The organism is Streptomyces ovatisporus, from assembly GCF_042653885.1.
GTDB lineage: Bacteria > Actinomycetota > Actinomycetes > Streptomycetales > Streptomycetaceae > Streptomyces > Streptomyces ovatisporus.
The window spans coordinates 507,648-528,577 of record NZ_JBHSFH010000006.1 but is presented as its reverse complement, the minus strand read 5'-3'; the positions used below and the strand labels follow the sequence as shown (position 1 = coordinate 528,577).

The 20,930-nt window shown below is 70.1% G+C and carries 18 protein-coding genes; 8 read left to right on the top strand and 10 right to left on the bottom strand.

Translation table 11 applies throughout. The annotated features are described in order from the left end of the window. Positions 1 to 80: 80 nt before the first annotated feature. The gene (locus ACFPA8_RS13575) at positions 81 to 1,094 is read left to right on the top strand and encodes an acetylxylan esterase (protein WP_386447464.1); all 1,014 of its coding nucleotides are present in this window, start codon (positions 81 to 83) and stop codon (positions 1,092 to 1,094) included. A gap of 164 nt (positions 1,095 to 1,258) precedes the next feature. Here the strand turns inward: ACFPA8_RS13575 and ACFPA8_RS13570 are convergent, their stop codons facing one another. From ACFPA8_RS13570 to ACFPA8_RS13560, 3 genes are all read right to left on the bottom strand, one after another. Then, positions 1,259 to 1,471, bottom strand: coding sequence for a hypothetical protein (locus ACFPA8_RS13570; protein WP_386447462.1), 213 nt, complete (start codon positions 1,469 to 1,471; stop codon positions 1,259 to 1,261). Positions 1,472 to 1,586: 115 nt separating this feature from the next. Further along, positions 1,587 to 3,071: an acyl-CoA synthetase gene (locus ACFPA8_RS13565; protein ID WP_386447459.1), complete on the bottom strand. Its 1,485-nt coding sequence runs from the start codon at positions 3,069 to 3,071 to the stop codon at positions 1,587 to 1,589. A gap of 99 nt (positions 3,072 to 3,170) precedes the next feature. Then, positions 3,171 to 3,935, bottom strand: a complete 765-nt coding sequence (locus ACFPA8_RS13560) for a bestrophin-like domain (RefSeq protein ID WP_386447457.1) — start codon at positions 3,933 to 3,935, stop codon at positions 3,171 to 3,173. Positions 3,936 to 4,077: 142 nt separating this feature from the next. Between ACFPA8_RS13560 and ACFPA8_RS13555 the strand changes: the two genes are divergently transcribed. Further along, a complete protein-coding gene (locus ACFPA8_RS13555; protein WP_386447454.1) occupies positions 4,078 to 4,569 on the top strand; it encodes a hypothetical protein in 492 nt (163 codons plus the stop codon). Between the two features lie 405 nt (positions 4,570 to 4,974). Here ACFPA8_RS13555 and ACFPA8_RS13550 read toward each other — a convergent pair whose 3' ends face one another. Next, positions 4,975 to 6,174, bottom strand: a complete 1,200-nt coding sequence (locus ACFPA8_RS13550) for an ROK family protein (protein WP_386447451.1) — start codon at positions 6,172 to 6,174, stop codon at positions 4,975 to 4,977. A gap of 49 nt (positions 6,175 to 6,223) precedes the next feature. Then, positions 6,224 to 7,651: a xylulokinase gene (gene xylB / locus ACFPA8_RS13545; protein WP_386447448.1), complete on the bottom strand. Its 1,428-nt coding sequence runs from the start codon at positions 7,649 to 7,651 to the stop codon at positions 6,224 to 6,226. Between the two features lie 136 nt (positions 7,652 to 7,787). Here xylB and xylA point away from each other — a divergent pair, with 136 nt between their 5' ends. Continuing rightward, positions 7,788 to 8,954: a xylose isomerase gene (gene xylA / locus ACFPA8_RS13540; RefSeq protein WP_386447445.1), complete on the top strand. Its 1,167-nt coding sequence runs from the start codon at positions 7,788 to 7,790 to the stop codon at positions 8,952 to 8,954. 52 nt (positions 8,955 to 9,006) lie between these two features. Here xylA and ACFPA8_RS13535 read toward each other — a convergent pair whose 3' ends face one another. Further along, positions 9,007 to 10,044, bottom strand: coding sequence for a sigma-70 family RNA polymerase sigma factor (locus tag ACFPA8_RS13535; protein ID WP_386447443.1), 1,038 nt, complete (start codon positions 10,042 to 10,044; stop codon positions 9,007 to 9,009). 307 nt (positions 10,045 to 10,351) lie between these two features. Then, positions 10,352 to 10,612, bottom strand: a complete 261-nt coding sequence (locus tag ACFPA8_RS13530) for an SGM_3592 family protein (RefSeq protein ID WP_386447440.1) — start codon at positions 10,610 to 10,612, stop codon at positions 10,352 to 10,354. A gap of 397 nt (positions 10,613 to 11,009) precedes the next feature. Between ACFPA8_RS13530 and ACFPA8_RS13525 the strand changes: the two genes are divergently transcribed. Further along, positions 11,010 to 12,482: an amino acid permease gene (locus ACFPA8_RS13525; RefSeq protein ID WP_386447438.1), complete on the top strand. Its 1,473-nt coding sequence runs from the start codon at positions 11,010 to 11,012 to the stop codon at positions 12,480 to 12,482. A gap of 132 nt (positions 12,483 to 12,614) precedes the next feature. On the opposite strand, the gene ACFPA8_RS13520 is transcribed toward ACFPA8_RS13525, so the two are convergent. Continuing rightward, positions 12,615 to 13,613 carry an EamA family transporter gene (locus ACFPA8_RS13520; RefSeq protein WP_386447435.1) on the bottom strand — a complete coding sequence of 333 codons (999 nt, stop codon included), beginning with the start codon at positions 13,611 to 13,613 and terminating at the stop codon, positions 12,615 to 12,617. 416 nt (positions 13,614 to 14,029) lie between these two features. Continuing rightward, positions 14,030 to 14,470 carry an ATP-binding protein gene (locus ACFPA8_RS13515; RefSeq protein WP_386447433.1) on the bottom strand — a complete coding sequence of 147 codons (441 nt, stop codon included), beginning with the start codon at positions 14,468 to 14,470 and terminating at the stop codon, positions 14,030 to 14,032. 185 nt (positions 14,471 to 14,655) lie between these two features. On the opposite strand from ACFPA8_RS13515, the gene ACFPA8_RS13510 reads away from it, so the two are divergent. Genes ACFPA8_RS13510 through ACFPA8_RS13500 form a run of 3 tightly spaced genes read left to right on the top strand, consistent with a single transcriptional unit; the run spans position 14,656 to position 16,609 of the window. Next, positions 14,656 to 15,525 carry a helix-turn-helix domain-containing protein gene (locus ACFPA8_RS13510; protein WP_386447431.1) on the top strand — a complete coding sequence of 290 codons (870 nt, stop codon included), beginning with the start codon at positions 14,656 to 14,658 and terminating at the stop codon, positions 15,523 to 15,525. Positions 15,526 to 15,528: 3 nt separating this feature from the next. Next, the gene (locus tag ACFPA8_RS13505; RefSeq protein WP_386447429.1) at positions 15,529 to 15,765 is read left to right on the top strand and encodes a DUF397 domain-containing protein; all 237 of its coding nucleotides are present in this window, start codon (positions 15,529 to 15,531) and stop codon (positions 15,763 to 15,765) included. A 28-nt stretch (positions 15,766 to 15,793) separates the two neighbouring features. Further along, positions 15,794 to 16,609 (top strand): SAM-dependent methyltransferase, encoded by an 816-nt coding sequence (locus tag ACFPA8_RS13500; RefSeq protein ID WP_386447426.1) that lies wholly within the window; start codon positions 15,794 to 15,796, stop codon positions 16,607 to 16,609. 159 nt (positions 16,610 to 16,768) lie between these two features. On the opposite strand, the gene ACFPA8_RS13495 is transcribed toward ACFPA8_RS13500, so the two are convergent. Next, a complete protein-coding gene (locus ACFPA8_RS13495) occupies positions 16,769 to 19,780 on the bottom strand; it encodes a glycoside hydrolase family 2 TIM barrel-domain containing protein (protein WP_386447423.1) in 3,012 nt (1,003 codons plus the stop codon). A gap of 327 nt (positions 19,781 to 20,107) precedes the next feature. On the opposite strand from ACFPA8_RS13495, the gene ACFPA8_RS13490 reads away from it, so the two are divergent. After that, positions 20,108 to 20,905, top strand: a complete 798-nt coding sequence (locus ACFPA8_RS13490) for an SGNH/GDSL hydrolase family protein (protein WP_386447420.1) — start codon at positions 20,108 to 20,110, stop codon at positions 20,903 to 20,905. The last annotated feature ends 25 nt before the right edge of the window (positions 20,906 to 20,930 follow it).

The following is a 20,930-nucleotide window of genomic DNA, read 5'->3' as shown; positions in this document are numbered from 1 at the left end:
CGCCGTGCGCAGCGAACCGCCGCTTCCGCAGCGCCATGCGATGCTGTGGCCTGCCGTTACGCACGTGTGAGGGGGAAGACATGCCGTTGACGGACATGCCGCTGGAAGTGCTTCGTGCTTACCGGCCCTCGGTCCCGGAACCGGAGGACTTCGACGACTTCTGGACCAGGACGCTCACCGCCGCGCGGGAAGCCGGACGGACAGCAACGCCCGCGGAATTCCGGCGCTTGACGGACTCTCCGCTGCGCACGGTGGACGCCTACGACGTCCGGTTTCCCGGCTGGGGCGGTCAGCCCGTCGCTGCCTGGCTGCTGCTGCCGCGGGGCGCCGACGGCCCGCTGCCCGCAGTCGTCAGCTACATCGGCTACAGCGGCGGCAGAGGACTGCACACCGACCATCTGCTGTGGAGCGCGGCAGGTTATGCCCATCTCGTCGTCGACAGCCGCGGTCAAGGCCACGACACTCCGGACCCGGACCCGGTACCGGGCCCGCAGTACGTCGGGGGCTTCATGACGCGCGGCATCGACGGCCCGGCGCATCACTACTACCGTCGCCTGATCACCGACGCTGCGCGGGCTGTCGATGCCCTGCGGACGTACCCGGCCGTCGACCCGGCCCGTATCGCCGTCACCGGGCACAGCCAGGGCGGGGGACTGGCGCTGGCGGTGGCGGGGCTGCTCGGCACAGAGGTGGCTGCCTGCCTGCCGGATGTGCCGTTCCTGTCCCACATCCGCCGCGGCGTCGAACTCGCCGCTGCGGGGCCGTATCCGGAGATCGCCCACTACCTCGGCGTGCACATGCGCGTCGACCCCGAGAAGGTCTTCACCACCCTCAACTATTTCGACGGACTGCACTTCGCCCGACGGGCCGCCGTCCCCGCGCTCTTCAGCGTGGCGCTCATGGACCCCGTCTGCCCTCCGTCGACCGGGTTCGCCGCGTACAACGCCTACGAAGGCGCCGACAAGGAAGTCGTCGTGTGGCAGTTCGGCGACCACGGAGGGGGACGGGGTTCGCAGACCCCCGAGGCGTTGCGCTGGCTCGACTCCCATGGCCTGGCGCCCGGTCCGCTCGACGGTTCCGGCACCCGCGGCTGACAGCGCCGTCGTCGCTCGTCAGCCGGCCGGGGAGCGCTCGCCACTCCCCGGTTTCCGCCACGCTGCACGCGAAGCTGCCGCGCATCCGGAGGAGCGGCGCCCGTCACGCCTCGACCGGGCGCCCCCGGGCAGCGCCTGCCTGCGCCGGAGGCCCCTGTCGGTGCCTAGTCCGCCCGGTTTCCCACCTTGTCCGAGGCCGCGCCCACCGCCACGCCGAGGACGACAAGGACGCAGGCGGCGAAGATCTCGTAGCCCTGGAGGAACCCGACGCGGTTGATCAGGCCCCAGCCGTCGAACCAGCCGGAGAAATAGTGGACGACGCCGCCGACACCCTGCACGATCAGGACGAAACTGATGAAGCCAAGAATCTTGTTCATGGCCGCACGCTAAGAGCGCTGCTGCCGCCGCGCTGTCGGCCGAAGGCAGCTGCCTCCCCGACTTAGGTAGCAGGAGAGACAGCGCAGAGCCGCATCCCGTCCCGAGCGTTCACAATCACACCGTTCCCGCCCGGCCCGGCTCGGGCAGCACGAGGTCCCTCTTGAGGACCTTGCCCATGTCGTTGCGCGGCAGGGCCTTCAGGCAGTGCACGGTGCGCGGCCGCTTGTACGGAGCCAGCTGCGCCGACACGAACTCCGTCAACTCCTCTGCGGACGGCGGATCCGAGGGGTCCGTGGCCACGATCCACGCCACGACGTGCTCCCCGAGGTCCGGATCCGGAGCCCCCGTCACCGCGACCTCGGCGACCCCCGGGTGTTCCAGCAGCACGTTCTCGATCTCTCCCGCCCCGATCTTGTAGCCGCCGCTCTTGATGAGGTCGGTGCCCTTGCGGCCCACCAGGCGTACGTGGCCCTCGCGGTCCAGCGTCGCCATGTCCCCCGTACGGAACCAGCCGCCGTCGAAGGCATCGGTGGTCGCGTCCGGGCGGTTGAGGTACTCGGTGAAGAGGTTGGGTCCCCGTACCTGCACCTCTCCGACGACGTCCACGCTCTCCCCGTCTCCGGAGCCCACGCGCTGCCCCGACTCGTCGACGAGTCGAAGATCCACATCGGCCAGGGGCACTCCCACCGTCCCCGGCCGTGGTTCACCGTCGGCGCGCACGCTGGTGTTGATCAGCGTTTCGGACATCCCGTACCGCTCGACGACGTGACGCCCCGTCGCGGCAGTGATGCGCTCGTGGTCGGACAGCGGCAGCGGAGCCGAGCCGGAGACCAGCAGCCTCGCTCCGGACAGGGCCGGCACCAGGCCCGGTTCGCTCTCCAGCGCCTCCGCGAGCCGGTGGTACATCGTCGGCACGCCGAAGAGCATCGTGCCGCCGGCCGACAGGGCCGCCGCCACGCCCCCGGGTGAGAACTTCCCCAGGTGGTGCAGCGTGCCACCGCGGCGCAGCGGTCCGAGGACTCCGAGGATCAGGCCGTGCACGTGGAAGAGGGGCAGGCCGTGCACGAGCACGTCGTCCTCGGTCCACTGCCATGCGTCGGCCAGGGCGTCCAGGTTGCTGGCGATCGCACGGCGGGAGAGAACAACGCCCTTCGGCGGTCCTGTGGTGCCCGAGGTGTAGACGATGAGACCCGCCGATTCGGGATCCGGACCGGGGGCGAGGGCCCACTGCGCGGTGTCGCCTTCGGCGACCGTGGCGATGTCGGCGTGCGGCAGTCCGCCCAGAGTCTCCGGCAGTGGGGTGTCCGCCTCCGCGAGCACCAGCGAGGGCGAACTGTCGGCGACGATGTGCGCGAGTTCCCGCTCCCCGCTGCGAGGATTGACAGGCACTGCGGGGACGCCGGCCAGTAGCGCGGCCACAACGGCGACGGCCGTCTCGAGAGCCGGGGCCGCCCACACCAGTACCCGGTTCGCGTTGCCCAGGCGGGTGGCCGTCTCCCCTGCTGCGGCAGCGAGTTGGCTGTAGCTGAGCGTACGGTCGCCGAAGCGCAGCGCTGTGCGGTCGGGCGCGGCGTTCAGCGCGGGGAAGAGCGAGGACACCCCGGCTCCCTCCTTCGTGATCCGGATTCGGGAACCGTCAGCATCTCATTCACCTGCGGCGTTGCCACCAGGCGTGCGTGGGGCACTCCGGCGCGGCCGTCATCCTCTCGTCGAGCGGGGGAAGAGCGAGGTGAACGCGTCCATGGGGTCGGTCAGGCCCCGCGAGAAGGGCGAGTCGAACCGCCAGACGAGGAAGAGCAGGAACGCGATGAGCGCCGTGAACAGTCCCGCCAGCAGCAGCTCCCTGGCCGAACGCTGGATCTGCAGGGCGAAGAGCATCCCGACCGACACCACCGCGCCCGCGAAGAGGCCGACCCAGACCACCCCCGGAAGGGTCGGTTCAGCGCTCCCCTCCCGCTCCGTACGGGCGGCGTCGACGGCGGCGACCCGGTCGGCCATCGCCGCGTACGCCTGTTCCTCGCGAGTGGTGCGGGGCCGGTAGTCCAGGACGTCCTCCCGCAGTTCGGTGAGCAACTGCCCGCCGCGGACCGTGAGTTCGCCGCTCTTCTTCATGTGCGGCCATTCGGTGCTGACGGTGTGGCGCACGTAGTCGTCGACGTCCGACCTGATGCGGTCGCGTTCGGCGGAGGGAAGGACCTGCGCCCGCTCGTACACCTCGTGCAGCGCCTGCGCCTCGTCGGCCACCACCTCGTCGGCGACGTTGCGGGCCTCCCAGACGCCGGCGATGGCCAGCCCGAGCACGATGGCGTAGACCACGCCGGTCATCATCGTCATGTACTCGATCACGTCCGGCGTCTCGGACGGATCGTCGTCGGTGGACCGCCGTTGCCGCAGCACGACGAGGCTCACCACGACCGCGCAGGCCATGAGGATGCCGAGGACCAGGACCAGCCATTCGGGCATGGGTATCTCCCGTGTGGTGTCGGAGGCGGTACGTGAGCGCAAGCGGACGGAGAGGCGAAGAGCGGGCAGAGGCGGCTGAACGGCAGGCCGGCCGGGTCAGCCGGGTCAGCCGGAGAACGGGGACGAGCCGGATGCGGCGCCGTTGCCGGACGAGGAAGTGGAGCGGCTGCTGCGGGAACGCAGTGCCGCCGCGGCCAGCACGGCCGGAGCCACGATGAGCAGGGTCCGGGTGACCAGCGGCAGCCTGCCTTCGGACGGCGGCTGGATGGGAGTGAGCCGTGCGGGTACCGCCGGGCGGGACGTTCTCGGTGACGGTGACGGTGACGGTGACGGTGACGGCGGCGGCTCCGCCTCCGGCTTGCGGGCGGGGGCCGGTGAGGGACTGGGTGCCGGCCCGGGCGGTTTCGGCCGGTGCACCACAGGAGCGGGAGCGGCCGGTGGGCTGCTGGAGGGCGGCGGCTCGGGTGCTGGCGTCGGCGGGGGTGCGGCCGGCGGAGGAGGAGGCGTGGGCGGTACGGGCTTCGGCGGGGGAGCGGGCTGCGGCGCTTCCGGGACGCAGGGACGACCCGCCACCAGCCACACCCGTACGCCCCCGGCGACGACCACGAGCCGGGCCCAGCGGCATCGTCCCTGATGTGCCGTCAGCTCGATCCGGACGGCATCGTCCGCTTCGGCCGAGCGACGCGGACCACCCGGTGAGGAGTGACCGTTCGTGTCCGCCGACGGGCGGGGCTCGTGCGGCTCTTGCGGCCCGGGACTGCTGCCGCCGGTGCCCGGTGAGGGTATGCCGGTGCGTTCCGCTCCGGGCGGGGGCTGGGACCAGGCCGCCGCCGGGGCGACACAGCTCAGGGCAAGTGCCGTGCCGGACAGGAGCGTTGCCGCTGCGCCATGCCGTCTCTGCCATCGGTGCCGTCGTGTCACAGGGTCGAGCATGTGTGGGCGCGCGGGGACAGTGCGGTGGCATCCGTCTGTCTTTCGCCCGAAGTGCTGAATTCTCCGGTGTGGTCGATTAGCGGCCGATACGGCTCGTTCCGTGCGCTCAGCGTGCGGCGGCGTACGGCAGCGGGTCGCTCAGCACCGTTCGTACGACGGAGTGCGCCGCACCGAGTGACGGGCCCTCGCTTCCGATCACGGACACGGCCAGCTCGGGCACTGCGCCGGGCGCCGCTGTGCGCCGCTGCAGCTCTGCTTCGAGCGCGGGCAGCAGCCACGGCGCGAGGCCGGCGAGTGCGCCGCCCAGCACCACTGCCCGGGGGTCGAGAAGGTTCACGGCCGCCGCGAGGGCGATACCGAGCGCCCTGCCTGCCCGGCGCAGAGCCGCCAGTGCGCCGGGGTCGCCGCGCTCGGCCCGGGCACGCAGTTCCGCGAGTGCCGCGCTGCGGCCGCCCGCGCCGTGCGTTTCGACGCCTGCGGCACTGAGCACGGCAGCCTCGCCCGCGTACTGCTCCAGGCAGCCCGACCCGCCGCACGCGCAGTCCGGACCGTCGGGTTCCACGGGCACGTGGCCCAGCTCACCGGCGAACCCGCGTCTGCCGCGCAGCAGTTCGCCGTCGAGCACGACGGCGGCCCCGATCCCGACCTCGGCGGACACGTGGATGAAGTCGCCAGGCGCGCCGTCCGCCTCTCGCTGCCAGAGCTCGGCCAGGGCACCGAAGTTGGCCTCGTTGTCCACGGTCAGCGGGCGTGGACCGGACAAGTGCTCGGCGACGTCGGTGTCGTGCCAGTCCAGGTTCGGGGCGCGCACCACAGTCGTGGAGGAACGGGTGACCAGCCCCGGCACGGCGACGGCCAGTCCCGCCGGCCGCAGTCCCGCCGCACCGGCGTCGACCGTGACCCGCTCGACGAGTGATCCGAGCCGGTCCAGCACGGCTGCCGGGCTCGCCCCCCGGTTCGGTGCCTCCTCCGTCTGGCGGGCACGCACCTGGCCGCGCAGATCGACCGCGCACACAGTGAGGTGGTCCACGCCGATCTCCGCGCCGATGCCGCAGGGTCCGAGGTCGGTGAGTGCCAGCGCGTTGCCCGGTCTGCCCACGCCCCCGGAGCGGCCGGGACCCAGCTCCACCAGGAAGCCTGCTCGCAGCAGCTCCTCGACGAGGGTGGAGACCGACGCCCTGGTCAGCCCGATCCGCGCCGCCACAGTGGCACGTGAGACGTGACCGGCCCCTGCGACGGCGTACAGCACCCGGGACAGATTGCGCTGCCGCATCTCCCGCTGTGAACTGGGTGCGGGGATCGCCATCAAGGTCCCATCCTCCGGGGCGTGCCGAAATGTCGCGAGGGGCTGCGGCTCAGGACCGCCGCAGCAGCGTATCCGCGCCTGAGAGGGTGTCCGCGATCCGGGTCAGCCCGGCCTCGTCGCGGGGGACGGCCTCGTAGTAGGGGCCTTCTGCGGTGCCCCAGCGGCGTGCCACTGCCGCAGGGTCCTCCTCCAGCAGCAGACCCGCGGCCTGGGCCGCCGCGCCCAGCGCCACCAACTCCTCGGCGCGCGGCACCTGTACGGGTCTGCCGGACAGACGCCGCACCGTCTCGCGCCACGCCGTGCCCTTCGCTCCGCCGCCGATGAGCAGCAGCGGCGTGTCCGGCGGGTTGCCGTCCCCGAGGACCTGGTCGAGGGCGCGCAGCAGCGAGAAGACGGCACCGTCGTAGGCGGCCTGCAGAACCTGGCCGGCTGTGGTGTCGTGCCGCAGGCCGCTCAACAGCCCTGAGGCGTACGGAAGGTTGGGAGTGCGCTCGCCGTCCAGGAAGGGCAGCAGCGCGAGCTCTCCTCCGCTCTCCACTGCTTCCCTGTCGAGGGAGAGCAGAGCGGCGACGCGGTCGACAGCGAGCGTGCAGTTGAGCGTGCACGCCAGCGGCAGCCAGTCGCCGCGCGCGTCGGCGAACCCGGCGACCGTGCCGGTGGGATCGGCCGGCCTCGCCTGGGAGACGGCGTAGACGGTGCCCGAGGTGCCGAGGCTCAGCACGGGTCGGCCAGGCCTCAGGCCGAGCCCGAGGGCGGCGGCCATGTTGTCGCCCGTGCCCGCGGCGACGAGCGCGCCCGCCGGCAGGGGCAGCCCCGAACGTACGGTGCCGGCCGCCTCGCCCGGTGCGAGTACGCGGGGCAGCAACTCGGGGGAGAGACCGACCAGTTCCAGCATTCCTTCGTCGTAGGACTCTTCGGCACCCGCCCACCAGCCGGTGCCGGAGGCGTCACCGCGGTCGGTGGTGCCCGCTCCGGTGAGCTGTCCGGTCAGATAGTCGTGCGGCAGCCGGACAGCCGCCGTGGCTGCTGCCGCGTCCGGTTCGTTCTCGCACAGCCACGCCCACTTGGTGACGGTGAATGCCGGTGCGGGGACGCTCCCGATCCGTTCCGCCCACTGCTGAGGGCCGCCGAGCTGATCGATGAGCCTGTCGCGCTGCGGCGCGGACCGTACGTCGTTCCACAGCAGCGCAGGACGTACCGGGCGGCCGTCCGCGTCGAGGGTGACGAGTCCGTGCTGCTGGCCGCCCACGGAGACCGCCGCCGCCTCCTGCACGACCCGGCCGCACTGATCGAGGGCCGCCTCCAGCGCGCTCCACCACTCCTCCGGGTCGCTCTCGTGTCCAGGGCCCGGGGTGACGGTGTGGGGCGCCTGGCCACGGGCGACGACCTGGCCTGTGGCGGCGTCGACGACGAGTGCCTTGGTCGACTGCGTCGAGCTGTCCACGCCGACGACGAGTGGTCCCTCTGGTGCGGACATGAACCTCTCAGCTCCCTCTCCCACGTCTTCCCACGGGTGCGGCCCTGGGCGCATACTAATTTGTCAACGGTCATGACGAATAGGGGTTGCGCACTGTGCCACCGCGCTCGGAGCGCACCCGGAGAGAGGCGACGGGATGAACTACCAGCCGACACCGGACGACAAGTTCAGCTTCGGTCTGTGGACCGTGGGCTGGCTGGGACGCGACCCTTTCGGCGAGGCGACCCGCACCCCGCTCGATCCGGTGGAGGCAGTGCAGCGGCTGGCTGAACTCGGCGCCTACGGCATCACGTTCCACGACGACGACCTCATCCCCTTCGGCACACCGCACGCCGAGCGCCAAGCGCACGTCAAGCGGTTCCGGCAGGCGCTGGACTCCACCGGCATGACCGTCCCTATGGCGACGACCAACCTCTTCTCGCACCCCGTGTTCAAGGACGGCGCCTTCACCGCCAACGACCGCGACGTACGCCGCTACGCCCTGCGCAAGACGATGCGCAACATCGACCTCGCAGCTGAACTGGGCGCGAGGACCTACGTGGCCTGGGGCGGCCGTGAGGGCGCCGAATCGGGGGCCGCGAAGGACGTACGCGCAGCGCTCGACCGGATGAAGGAGGCCTTCGACTTCCTCGCCCAGTACGTCACCGAGCAGGGCTACGACCTGCGTTTCGCCATCGAACCGAAACCGAACGAGCCGCGCGGCGACATCCTGCTCCCCACAGTCGGACATGCCCTCGCCTTCATCGACCGTCTGGAGCGGCCCGAACTCTTCGGTGTCAACCCGGAAGTGGGGCACGAGCAGATGGCGGGCCTGAACTTCCCGCACGGGATCGCGCAGGCCATGTGGTCGGGCAAGCTCATCCACCTCGACCTCAACGGACAGTCGGGAATCAAGTACGACCAGGATCTCCGCTTCGGGGCGGGCGACCTGCGTGCCGCCTTCTGGACAGTCGACCTGCTGGAGAGCGGAGGCTACGAAGGTCCGCGGCACTTCGACTTCAAACCACCGCGCACCGAGGACTACGACGGCGTATGGGCGTCTGCCGCAGGCTGCATGCGCAACTACCTGGTCCTCCGCGAACGGGCTGCCGCCTTCCGCGCCGACCCCGCAGTCCAGGAAGCCCTGCGCGCCGCACGGCTCGACCAGCTCGCCCGGCCCACACTCGGACCGGGGGAGACGCCGGCCCAACTGCTCGCGGACACCACGGCCTTCGAAGAGTTCGACGTCGATGCCGCTGCCCAGCGCGGTATGGCGTTCGAACGCCTCGACCAGCTGGCGATGGACCATCTGCTGCGGGCGTGAGCCGCCCCGGCCCTGCCTTCCGTGTCACACCGCCGCCCGCCGCCGTACCTGCTCAGTGCCGGGGGGCGTCCAGAGGCACCGACTCCGGGAGGCCGAACTTGCGGAAGAGGTCGTCGCCGAAGAAAGCGGTCACCCGCTGGACGTGCTCGCCGTCCAGCGTGAGGACGTGCAGCTGGAACGGGAGGTAGTCCCCGCCCTCGTGCCGGCTGTAGAGCGCGAAGGCGGGCTGCCCGTTGGCGGCGGTGGGCAGCATGAGTCCCTCGCCGGGACCTATAGGGCACTGTGCGCCGATCAGCCGCGCTATGGCGTCGCGGCCGCGGAACCACTCGGGGAACGGCGGCATCTCCCAGACCGAGTCCTCCTTGAACAGCTGCACGATCGCTGTCACGTCGGAGTTCTCGAATGCCTTGGCGTAGCGGTCGAGCAGCTCGCGCTGCGCCGGGTCGGTGGGTTCGGAGAGCTCGTCCTCCGTGAGCTCCGCCGACTGCAGTTGCGCGCGTGCACGCTGCAGGGCGCTGTTGACGCTCGCCGTGGTGGTCTCCAGCAGCTCCGCGACCTCGGCCGCACGCCACTTCAGCACCTCACGCAGCAGCAGTACGGCCCGCTGCCGGGGCGGGAGGTGCTGAAGCGCGGCTACGAGGGCGAGTCTCATGCTGGAGCGTGAGACGACGACCGAGGCGGGGTCCGAAGGCTGCTCGCCCCGGAACATCGCATCGGGCACCGGCTCCAGCCACGGCACGTCCGGAGCTTCGACCACGGGGCGTTCCGGGTCGTCACTGGGTGCGCCGAGGCCGGAGGGCAGCGGGCGGCGGCCCCGGCTCTCGATGGCGGTCAGACAGGCGTTCGTGGCGATCCGGTAGAGCCAGGTGCGCAGGGAGGAACGTCCCTCGAAACGGTCTGCCGCGCGCCAGGCCCGCAGATAGGTGTCCTGCACCAGGTCCTCGGCGTCGTGCACCGAGCCCATCATGCGGTAGCAGTGCGCCAGCAGTTCACGCCTGTACGGCTGCGCCCGGTCGAGCAGGTCGTCGCGGCCGAGCGGGGCGTCAGCGGCAGGCGCCGTGAGGGAATCGCCGAGGGTGCCGTCTGTCATCGTTTCGCCTTTCGCCTTTTCCGAGCTGCCGGAGAGCCTGCCAGGTGCGGCACGAGTATGTCGCATGAATGTGCGAATACATTAGGGAGGCTCTGCTCATAGCGCTACCGATATGGACATTCTCCGCCCATATGGTGCCGGATCGAAATGGGGTCGGCGGTAAAGAAGCGCTGTGCGGGCGTCCTCGCGGCGGATCCGCGGTGGCGACGGAGGGGCCTGCTGTGCTCCCGCCGGCTCCAGGTGTGCGAATGCGGCGACGTGGCGGACGGGAGCTCGGCGGCCACTCCGTCGCCCGCTGGCGGCGGGTTCAGCTGTCCTTGCCGCGCCGCCGCTTGCGCTCCCTTCGGCGGCTCTTGCTGAAGAACCATCCCGCCGGCGGCTCGTCGGCCCGCCAGAGCTGGGGCTCGGGCGGCCGGTCGCGCCAGCGCTCCTGCAGCATCCTCGTCCGTGCGGCAGGCTCCTTCGACTGCGCGCTGCGTATGAACTCCTCGTCCAGAACGAGTTCGTCGTCCCAGTCGCCCTTCCTCTCTCCGTCGTCTGTGCTGCCGTGCCCCGGCTTGTTCTCCATGGAGCTGCCTCCGTCCGGTGTCCCGCCGGTCCCGCCCGCCGGGATCTATTCGGGGAACGCCTTCCCCGTCACAGGCGTTCCGCCGCACCGCGTCTGCGGGAGTGGGCGGGCGCGCAGATGGCCGGAGGTGGGTGCGGAGGAGGAGTGGAGGGGGCGTGTGGGCGTGTGAGGACGCGGGTGGGCCGTATGCGTCGTTTCCGAGGATCACTCCGCGGATGCCCGACCCCGCTCGGGAGGCATCCGCTCGCTGTCGGTGATGAGACACGGGTCACCTTGACCGGTCCCTCGGTGCGGGTTTCTAGTGGCCCACTGACTCTGACTGCGGAGTGATTTCGCGCAGAAGCCTTCGAATGAAGCGCAGAGCGCGATTTCACCCAGGGAACTGAAGGAACGAAAGATGGGCGTGCGAGCGTCGAATGTGACAGAGAGTGCCGACGCGGAGCACTCCGGGCACCCGCCTTCTCCGGAGGGCTCCGCGGAGCAGGGTGCCCTGAAGGCCGGGCTGAAGAACCGGCACCTGTCGATGATCGCGATCGGCGGAGTCATCGGAGCCGGGCTCTTCGTCGGCTCGGGAGCGGGCATCGCCAAGGCCGGGCCGGGAATCCTCGTCTCCTACGTGCTGGCCGGACTGCTGGTCGTCCTCGTCATGCGGATGCTGGGCGAGATGGCTGCGGCGAATCCCTCGTCGGGTTCCTTCTCCACCTATGCCGACCGCGCCCTCGGACGCTGGGCCGGTTTCACCATCGGCTGGCTCTACTGGTTCTTCTGGGTCGTCGTCCTCGCTGTCGAGGCGACGGCTGCCGCCACCATCCTCACCGGGTGGCTCCCCGCCGTCCCGCAGTGGGCCTGGGCGCTGATCGTGATGGTGCTGCTGACCGCGACCAACCTCACCTCGGTCGGCTCCTACGGCGAGTTCGAGTTCTGGTTCGCAGGAATCAAGGTCGTCGCGATCACCGCCTTCATCGTGATCGCCGGCCTCGCCGTCCTCGGGCTGCTCCCCGGCTCCGAGGCCACCGGTACCGCGAACCTGACCGAGCACGGCGGCTTCCTGCCGAACGGCCCGGGAGCGATCCTCTCCGGCATGCTGCTCGTCGTCTTCTCGTTCATGGGCAGTGAGATCGTGACCCTCGCCGCGGGCGAATCCGCCCACCCGGAGAAGATGGTGCGCCGTGCGACGAACAGCGTGATCTGGCGCATCGGCAGCTTCTACCTCGGGTCCATCCTCCTCGTCGTCATGCTGCTGCCGTGGAACTCCAAGGCAGTGGTCGACGAGGGACCGTACGTCGCCGCGCTCAACGAGATCGGCATTCCGCACGCGGGGACGATCATGGACGTGATCGTGGTGACCGCGGTGCTCTCCTGTCTCAACTCCGGCCTCTACACCGCCTCGCGCATGGCCTTCTCGCTGGGCCGGCGCGGGGATGCGCCCAAGTCCTTCTCGCGGGTGGACAGGCGGGGTGTGCCGATGATCGCGATCTGCTCCTCGGTGGCCTTCGGGTTCGTCGCCGTGATCTTCAACTACACCTCGCCGGACACCGTCTTCCAGTTCCTGCTCAACTCCTCCGGAGCCGTGGCGCTGTTCGTGTGGCTCGTCATCTGCCTCTCGCAGCTGCGGATGCGGCCGATGATCGAACGGGACACCCCGGAGCGGCACACGGTACGCATGTGGCTCTACCCGTATCTGACGTACGCGACCATCGGGCTGATCCTCTTCGTCATCGGCTACATGTTCTACGACGAGGAAGGACGGGAGCAGATGGTGATGTCCGTCGCCGTCGGGGCGGTCGTCCTCGCTCTCGGCATCTGGCTGCAGCGCAAGCACGGGGGCGGCGAGAAGGCGGCCGAGGCACAGCAGGCGGCGAAGCGCTGACGTCCGCCGGACTTGTCATCCGTCATCCGTCATTCGTCGGCTGACGGCTGACGGCTGGCAGCCGTCAGCGGGAGGACGAGCGAACGGCGGGCGTCCCGGTGGAGCGGCCACCGGGACGCCCGCCGCTGTCCGTCAGCGTTCGGTGACCGCGCCGTCCTCCTCGCTCGTCCGACCGCCGGCGACGGTGAGGACGAGCAGCCCGAGGAGTACGAGGCCGGTCCCCAGCCACCCCCGCCCGCCGAGCCGTTCACCGACGACGACCACACCCAGTACCGCGGCCACGACCGGTTCGAAGAGCGACAGTGTCGTCGCCGCGCCCGCCGAGAGCCGGGTCAGCCCTGATCCGAAGAGCACGTACGCGAGGCACATCGGCACCACCGCCAGGTAGGCGCCCACCACCAGCCCCCGCGTCTCGCTCAGCAGTGGTCCGCCCGTCACTGCCAGGACGGGCAGCAGCACCAGGGCGCCGAGCCCGAAGAGCGTGCCCATGGTCGCCCGCGAGGAGTGGCCTGACCGGATGATGCGGGCGCCGCAGCAGGTGAACACGGCGTACGCCGCTCCTGCCAGGAGCGCGAGAGCGAGCCCGCGGGGGACCTCGCCGGCGGACGCCGGACTCTCCGGACCGGTCAGCGTCAGCATCGCGCACCCCGTACCGGCGCACAGCGTGGCCGTCAGCCAGCGGAAGGTGAGCGGGACTCCGAGCAGCAGCCGTTCGAGCAGGGCTGCGAAGACAGGGGAGCAGCCGATGGTCACGACCGTCCCGGTGGCCACTCCGGCGTCGGCCATGGAGCTGTAGAACGCCAGCGGGTAGACGGCGACGGAGACGCCTCCCAGCAGCGCCCACAAGAGCACGGAACGGCCCGCGCGCAGGACGTGAAGTACGGAGCGTCCCGCGAGCAGGAAGGTCAGCAGGCCGCCGACGCCCATGGTGGCTGCCCCGACGGACAGCGGCGAGGCCTCGGCTGGAGCGTAACTCGCGGCCGTGCCGGTGGTGCCCCACAGGGCGGCCGCAGCGAGTACGAGAAGGGGTCCGCGCGGGCCGTGGTGCTGGGCCGTGGCGGGGCGGGCGTCTGTGCGGGCGGGGGAAGGCGCGCAGGAGCGGGCAGCGGACGGTGCTGAGGAAGATGACACGGTGTGCGTCCTGATCCGTTGAAGGCCGGTGTTGACGGTCATCGGAAGGGCGCAGCTCGAAAGGGCAGCCGGCCGGCTCTCAGGGCCGGAACGCTGTGAGCGTGGCTCCGCGTAGGGAGCGGAATCGTGGCTGCCGGAACGCAGGCGGTGGGAAACCGCCGACGGGAAAGTGCGCCCTCAGAGGGACGCGGGGGGCGGTGTGACCGTGTGCCGGTACGTGCTGTCCATACGCGACAGCCTAACCGGAGCCCGAAGCCCCGGGACGTGCGGATGCGGGACGCCCGCCGCCGAGGCACGCGGCGGAGCCGCCCCCTGCCGGGTGCCGGTGTACGTGGGGCCTACGCCCGGACGGATTCCGTGACGTTCCCGCCCGCGCTGATCCGGGGCGTCGGCGGTTGCGGCGGTGACTGCGGCGATCAGTAGTGCGTGGTGCAGCGTGAACAGGTCAGCTCCGCCCACACGGCGTGGCCCCGTGAAGGTCCGCTGCACAGAGTGCCGGGGCGGATGCCCCAGTCGTCGGCGAGGACGCTGACGAGCAGCAGACCGCGTCCACTCTCGCCGTCGGCGTCCACGGCGTCGTTCGCACGCGGCTCCTTGGGATGCGGCCCGCCGCCCTGGTCCGTGACTTCGAGACACAACCGCCGTCCCACGAGCCACAGTTCGCAGCTGACCTTCCGGCTTGCGGTGTGCCGTACGGCGTTGGTGAACAGTTCCGAGACCAGCAACTGAGCGTCGTCGCAGGTCTCTTCATCGACATGCCAGTCGTGCAGGCGGTCGAGGACTCGTCTGCGCGCTTGCGCGACGGAGGTGTCCAGCGCGGGCAGACGGAACGCGTCGCGCAGTGGTCGAGCCGACACAACGGGGGGCCGATCTTCTAATGAGAGGGCGTCATGGGGGGAAGCCACAGCTCCACTATGGTCTGTGCGCTCACACCTGGCAAGGATCAGTATGCAAATTACAGAATCGTTCGAGCCAGGCTGTCCTCTCACGCGACGTCCGTGCCAAACTGCTTGCCCATGACACCAGTTGGAGGCGAGCGATAGTGGCGGACTCTCGTGCGAGCGGTGGGGCACCCACCGTTCTACGGGTTGTTCTGGGCAGGCGTCTGCAGCATCTGCGGGAGAGCAGCGGGCTGTCGTACGAAGAGGCCGGCCACGCGCTCGACGTCACTCACGCCACGGTCCGGCGCATGGAGAAGGCCGAAGTCGGCTTGAAAGTCCTGTACGTCGAGAAGCTGCTGCAGACGTACGGGGTCACCGACCAGTCGGAGATCGACGCCTTCCTCGCCCTGGCGCGACAGGCGAACCAGCCCGGCTGGTGGCACGGCTACCGCGACGTACTGCCCGAGTGGTTCAGCGCCTTCGTCAGTCTGGAGAGCGAGTCACACGTCATCCGGGCCTACGAACCGCATTACGTACCCGGCCTGTTGCAGACAGAGGGCTATGCACGTGCTGTGCTGCGGGCGGGGATGCCGCAGGCGCCCGAGGAGGAGATCCAGCGTCAGGTGGCGCTCCGTCTGGAACGGCAGGCCGTCCTGGAACGGGACGAGCCGCCGATGCTGTGGGTGGTGATGGACGAAACGGTGCTGCGGCGTTCCCTCGGCGGTTCCGGGGTGATGCGCGAGCAGTTGGACCGTCTCATCGACGCCTCCCGTAAGCCTCATGTCCGGCTACAGGTCATGCCGTTCAGCGCCGGTCCCCACCCGGCGATGTACGGACCGTTCCATCTCTTCCGTTTCCCGCTGGAGGAACTGCCGGACGTCGCCTGCTCGGAGAGCCTGGTCGGCGCCGTCTACTTCGACCAGCGCGACGAGGTGACGACCTTCCTGGAGGCACTTGACCGGATGTGCGCCCAGGCCGCGCCGGTGTCGCGGACGGAGGCGATCCTCAGTGCAATGCGCAAGGAGATCTGAACCATGGGTCGTATCTACAACGGCATGCCCGCCAAACATCTCGGCACCGAGGGCTGGCACAAGCCCTGGAGCGGAGGCAACGGCGGCAGCTGTGTGGAGGCGCTGAAGCTGGCGGACGGGCGGGTCGCCCTGCGCCAGTCCACGGACCCCGACGGGCCCGCACTCATCTACACCCCCCACGCGATCAGGAAGTTCATCCAGAGCGCGAAGGCCGGCGAAGCCGACTTCCTGCTTGCTTGACCGGTGACAGACCGGAAGGAGATGCGACGTGTCGGACAGGGGCTTCAGCTCTGACCAGATCGACACCACCATTCCGCATCCGGCCCGTATGTACGACTACTTCCTGGGCGGGATGGACAATTACGAGGTCGACCGGGAAGCTGCCGAGCGCGTGCTGGGGCATGCCCCGTTCATGCGTCCGACTGCGCAGGGCAACAGAGGTTTCCACCACCGGGCGGTGCGCGCCGTGACAGAGCGCGGGATCCGGCAGATCATCGACATCGGCACCGGTATCCCGACCTCGCCCAACACGCACGAAGTGGCGCATGGCATCGCGCCGGAGACGCGTGTGGTGTACGTCGACAACGACCCGATCGTGGCGACCTACGCGGGCGCGAAACTGACCAACTCCGGCAACGTCGGCTTCGTACTGGCCGATCTGCGGGACCCTCAAGCGATCATCGACCACCCCACGACCCGGCAACTGATCGATTTCGACGAGCCGGTCGCTCTGATGCTCGTGGCGGTGCTGCACTTCGTCCGCGACGACGAAGGACCACTGGAGATCGTGCGGGCGCTCACCAGCCGTCTCTCCGAGTGGAGTTGTCTGATCTTCTCCCACATCACCGCGGACTTCGACGGCGGTGAGGCGCTGAAGCAGGCCGCGGAGATCTACAAGAGCTCGACAGCGCAGCTCATCATGCGAGGCCGTGAGGAGCTGATGCCGTACTTCGACGGGTTCGAACTGATGGAACCCGGTTTCGTGCGGCCGCCTCTGTGGCGGCCCGACGGCCCGGTTCCTGGGGGGCACGAGCTGAGCATGCACCACGGCTACGCAGGTGTGGGGGTCAAGGGGGGCGCGTAGCCCCGCGTCCGCAGGGCCGGGCAACCGGCGGTTAACGGGACCGCCGGGGGCCGCCGTCACGGGGCGGCGGCCCCACGACTGATGGGCCGGCGGGACGCCCCGGGGACCCCTGCCGCGGCCCGGACATCCCGCCCGCCCTTCAGGAACCGGGCCCGTTCTTCAGTCCGGGATGCTGAAGACCAGGGCGAACTCGGCCGGTGCCACCGTCAGCTGGTGCGCGGGCAGGACCCCCGGGCCGCAGGACTGCGAGCCGATGCCGTGCTGGGCGTGATCGAGGTTCACCCAGACCGTCTCCCCGGCGACGAGGTCCGTGGTGTGCTCCGCCGCATCCAGCTCCTCGCTCGTCCAGCGCCGCGCCGTGAGCCAGAATCGGTGCGTGTCCGCCTCGATACGCAGGCCCGGGCCGTGGGGCCCGGTCCCGCCGGATGCGTCTGAAGTGTCGCGCAGTTCGGCCCACCGGACATCGGCACGTGCACCGTTCTCCTGTGGACGCACGTACGGCGTCTGCATGTTGTCGACCGTGCTGTGCCACAGGCCCGTCATGGATGCGGCGCGTGTGTCGGGGTAGGCCTCACCCGGTCCGCCGCCGTACCAGGTGACGTCGCCGAGCGCGGCCGGAACGCCCAGACGCACTCCCAGCCGTGGCAGTGGGAAGTCCCAGCCGCCCTCCGGCTCGACGGTCACGGCGAGCCGCAGGCGGCCGCCGGAGGTGCTCCAGCGGTAGGCGGTGCGCAGTCCGAGGCCGGTGCCCGCGGGCGCCACCCGGGTCCGGACGAGCAGTCCGTCCGCACCGGCCGCCACGGTGTCCGTGCGGTGCCTCATCCGGTGCAGCCCGTGGCGGCGCCACAGGGGGCCGTTCCGGGTCTCCGGCTGCCACGGAGCGCCGTTGTCGTTGTCTGTCGGCGCGCGCCACACGTCGAGTCGCGGACCGGTCAGTGCCAGCGGTCCCAGCCGGGTGAGGACGCCGCTCGCCGCATCGAAGACCGCGGGACCGAGGGTGATCGACTCGCCTTCGTGACGGGCGGGACCGGTCGCCCCCCGCAGTCCGGGCCGACCGCCGGCGGGTGCCGGAGCGCCGCTCAGCTGTCCCCATGCGACTGTGTGCCCCTTCGCCGCCCAGGGGGAGTCCCGGGCGAGTACGGCTCGTACTGTCCACAGGGTTTCGCCGCTGCGGGACGGTCCGCCTCCGGGCTGTGGTGCAGTCCGCGCGTCGGCGTGGGCGGTGCGTTCGGAGCCGGCGCTGCCGGGAGCGGGCGGAAGCGGTACGGCGGCGGATTCGCCCGGCCGGAGCGGCGGCACCGCCAGCGGCCCTCCGGCGACGGTTTCTCCCTGCACCTGGCAGGACCATTCGAAGTCGAGGTGCGACAGACCGGCGAAGTCGTACAGATTGCGCACCAGCACTGTGGCGGAACTTCCATGGCTGCCGGGGCTGCCGGGCTCGATGCGGACGGGTTCGATCACCTTGGCGAACTCGGTCAGGCCGGGGGAGGGGGTGCGATCGGGCAGCAGCAGCCCGTCGCACACGAAGTTCCCGTCGTGCACCTCCTCCCCGAAGTCCCCTCCGTAGGCGAAGTACGCTCGCCCGTCGTCGGTGTGGCGGAGCAGTCCGTGGTCGATCCACTCCCAGACGAAACCGCCCTGGCAGCGCTCGTAGGTCTCGAACAGGCGCTGATATTCACTGAGTCCGCCGGGCCCGTTGCCCATGGCGTGCGCGTACTCGCACAGGACGAACGGGAGGGCGCGGCGGCGCGCGTCGGCAGCGGCGTCCTCGAGCGGGGGTTCCTTCCGCTGCCCGATCAGCTCCACCTCGTCGTGCGAGGCGTACATGCGTGAGTAGAGGTCGGAGTCGGGGCACTTCTGGTCGTTCTCGTAGTGCACGGGGCGGGAGGGGTCCCTCTCACGGATCCATCGGGACATCGCGCTCAGGCCCGCTCCGGAACCGCATTCGTTGCCCAGGGACCAGATGACGACCGACGGGTGGTTCTTGTCGCGTTCGACCATGCGCTCGGCGCGGTCGCGCAGTGCGGGGGTCCACCGTTCGTCGTCGACGGGGTTGCCCTGCCAGCCCAGTTCGCTGAAGCCGTGTGTCTCCAGGTCGCATTCGTCGACGACCCACAGACCGAACTCGTCGCACAGGTCCAGGAACGCCGGGTGCGGCGGGCAGTGGCTGGTGCGGACGGCGTTGATGTTGTGCCGCTTCATCAGTTGCACGTCGAGACGCATCGTGGCTTCGTCCAGCGCACGTCCGTGTTCAGGGTGGAACTCGTGGCGGTTGACACCCCGGAAGAGGATGCGCTTCCCGTTCACCTTCAGCTGCCCGTCCTCGATGAGAACGGTGCGGAAGCCGATCCGGAAGGGCACGGTCTCGCCTGCGGTGGTCAGCAGGGCGTCGTACAGGCGGGGTGTCTCCGCGGTCCACGGTTCGACGGGCAGGGTGACGCTCTCGCCTGTGGCGGCGTCGATGCCCAATTCAGGGACGGTCACCCGTCCTTGGGGCCGGCAGTCCACGCGCAGCGTGCCCTCGCCCGACGTGTGGTCGTACGACGAGTGCACTGTGTAGTCGTCCACGGACCCTTCGGGCCGGTGCAGCAGGGTGACGTCGCGGAAGATGCCCGGGAGCCACCACATGTCCTGGTCCTCGAGGTAACTGCCCGCCGACCACTGGTGTACCCGTACGGCCAGTACGTTCCGGCCGGGCCGCAGAGCGCTGGTGACGCCGAACTCGTGGGGGAGCCGGGAGCCCTGGAAGGTGCCCAGCTCCTGGCCGTTGAGCCACACGCGGGCGCAGGACTCCACTCCGTCGAAGCGCAGGACCGTCTCGCCCCCGCCGGGCCAGTCGGCGGGAAGGTCGAACACGCAGCGGTGGTCGCCTGTCGGGTTCTCGTCGGGTACGCGCGGCGGGTCGACGGGGAAGGGGTAGCGGACATTCGTGTACGCCGGGGCGCCGTGTCCTTGGAGCACCCAGTGTCCTGGGACGGTGATCTCGTCCCAGCCGGCGCTGTCGTAGCCGTCCTCTGTGAACTCGGTGCCGAAGCTGTCCGCGGTCGAGGAGAGGCGGAAGGCCCAGACCCCGTTCAACGGCAGTCTCTTCGCGTCGGAGACCGCGTACCAGGCGCGGGGGGCGAGGGTCCGGGTCGAGGGGGAGACATCCTCGTAGTACGTCGGGCTCATCGCTCTCCTCGTGGCACCTGTGCGTCGGCAGTCGCTCCTGTCCCTTCCCGCGCCGTCTGTCCAGCGATCGTACTTACGCGCGTCAACTTTCCACTGTCGAGGGCGGGTACAGATCTGACGGGGTGGAAGCTACCCGCCGTGACGAGTCCGCTGAATGGGCTGGGGTCTCCCTGGGGCATCTTGTGCGGAATCGTCAACACCCTTGGCTCTGTTGGGCGTTCGCCTCTGTGACAACTTTGGCATGAACACTTCCAGTCAACGCCGGGACCTGATACTCCTGCATGACAAAAGCACCCTCCATGTCGACCCCCCACCATGAGAGGTTTCATGAAGCTCAACAGATGGACGGCCACGGCCACGGTCGTGGCGTGCGTCGGAGTGACCACCTTCGGTGCCGCCGCCGCGTCCGCCCAAGAGGCAGCAACCGGGTACGTCGCCCTCGGTGACTCCTACTCATCCGGCCTCGGCGCAGGTGACTACGATTCCGACAGCGGCGACTGCAAGCGCAGTGCGAACGCCTACGCACAGCAGTGGGCCGCGGCCAACTCCCCCTCGTCCTTCGACTTCACGGCGTGTTCCGGCGCCCGCACGGGAGATGTGCTCAACGACCAGCTGGGGCCGCTGAGCGACTCGACCGGTCTGGTGAGCATCAGCATCGGTGGCAACGACGCGAGCTTCGCCGACACCATGCAGGCGTGCGTCCTGCAGGGCGAGGACGTGTGCATCTCCAAGATCGAGGAGGCCAAGGGATACATCAGCGGCACCCTTCCCGGCCAGCTCGACTCCGTCTACAACGCCATCACCGAGCGGGCACCTTCCGCCAAGGTCGTGGTGCTGGGCTACCCCCGGATGTACAAGCTGGACGGCGAGTGCTCCGTCGGCCTCAGCGAGAAGTCGCGCGCGGCCATCAACTCCGCGTCCGACGTACTGAACGACACCATCGCCAAGCGGGCCGCCGACCACGGCTTCACCTTCGGTGACGTGCGCGATTCCTTCACGGGACACGAGATCTGCTCCGGCGACTCGTGGCTGCACAGCGTCACCGTGCCGGTCGGGGAGTCCTACCACCCGACGAAGTCCGGTCAGACCAGCGGGTACCTCCCGGTGCTGGAGGCGAACGCGTAAGACTGCGGGACCCTGTGGCGATGCG

Bases quoted from the DNA above. Each gene is read 5' to 3' on its own strand.
- ACFPA8_RS13575 (WP_386447464.1), top strand. From the start codon at position 81: ATGCCGTTGACGGACATGCCGCTGGAAGTGCTTCGTGCTTACCGGCCC.
- ACFPA8_RS13570 (WP_386447462.1), bottom strand. From the start codon at position 1,471: ATGAACAAGATTCTTGGCTTCATCAGTTTCGTCCTGATCGTGCAGGGT.
- ACFPA8_RS13560 (WP_386447457.1), bottom strand. From the start codon at position 3,935: ATGCCCGAATGGCTGGTCCTGGTCCTCGGCATCCTCATGGCCTGCGCG.
- ACFPA8_RS13550 (WP_386447451.1), bottom strand. From the start codon at position 6,174: ATGGCGATCCCCGCACCCAGTTCACAGCGGGAGATGCGGCAGCGCAAT.
- xylB (WP_386447448.1), bottom strand. From the start codon at position 7,651: ATGTCCGCACCAGAGGGACCACTCGTCGTCGGCGTGGACAGCTCGACG.
- xylA (WP_386447445.1), top strand. From the start codon at position 7,788: ATGAACTACCAGCCGACACCGGACGACAAGTTCAGCTTCGGTCTGTGG.
- ACFPA8_RS13535 (WP_386447443.1), bottom strand. From the start codon at position 10,044: ATGACAGACGGCACCCTCGGCGATTCCCTCACGGCGCCTGCCGCTGAC.
- ACFPA8_RS13530 (WP_386447440.1), bottom strand. From the start codon at position 10,612: ATGGAGAACAAGCCGGGGCACGGCAGCACAGACGACGGAGAGAGGAAG.
- ACFPA8_RS13525 (WP_386447438.1), top strand. From the start codon at position 11,010: ATGGGCGTGCGAGCGTCGAATGTGACAGAGAGTGCCGACGCGGAGCAC.
- ACFPA8_RS13505 (WP_386447429.1), top strand. From the start codon at position 15,529: ATGGGTCGTATCTACAACGGCATGCCCGCCAAACATCTCGGCACCGAG.
- ACFPA8_RS13495 (WP_386447423.1), bottom strand. From the start codon at position 19,780: ATGAGCCCGACGTACTACGAGGATGTCTCCCCCTCGACCCGGACCCTC.
- ACFPA8_RS13490 (WP_386447420.1), top strand. From the start codon at position 20,108: ATGAAGCTCAACAGATGGACGGCCACGGCCACGGTCGTGGCGTGCGTC.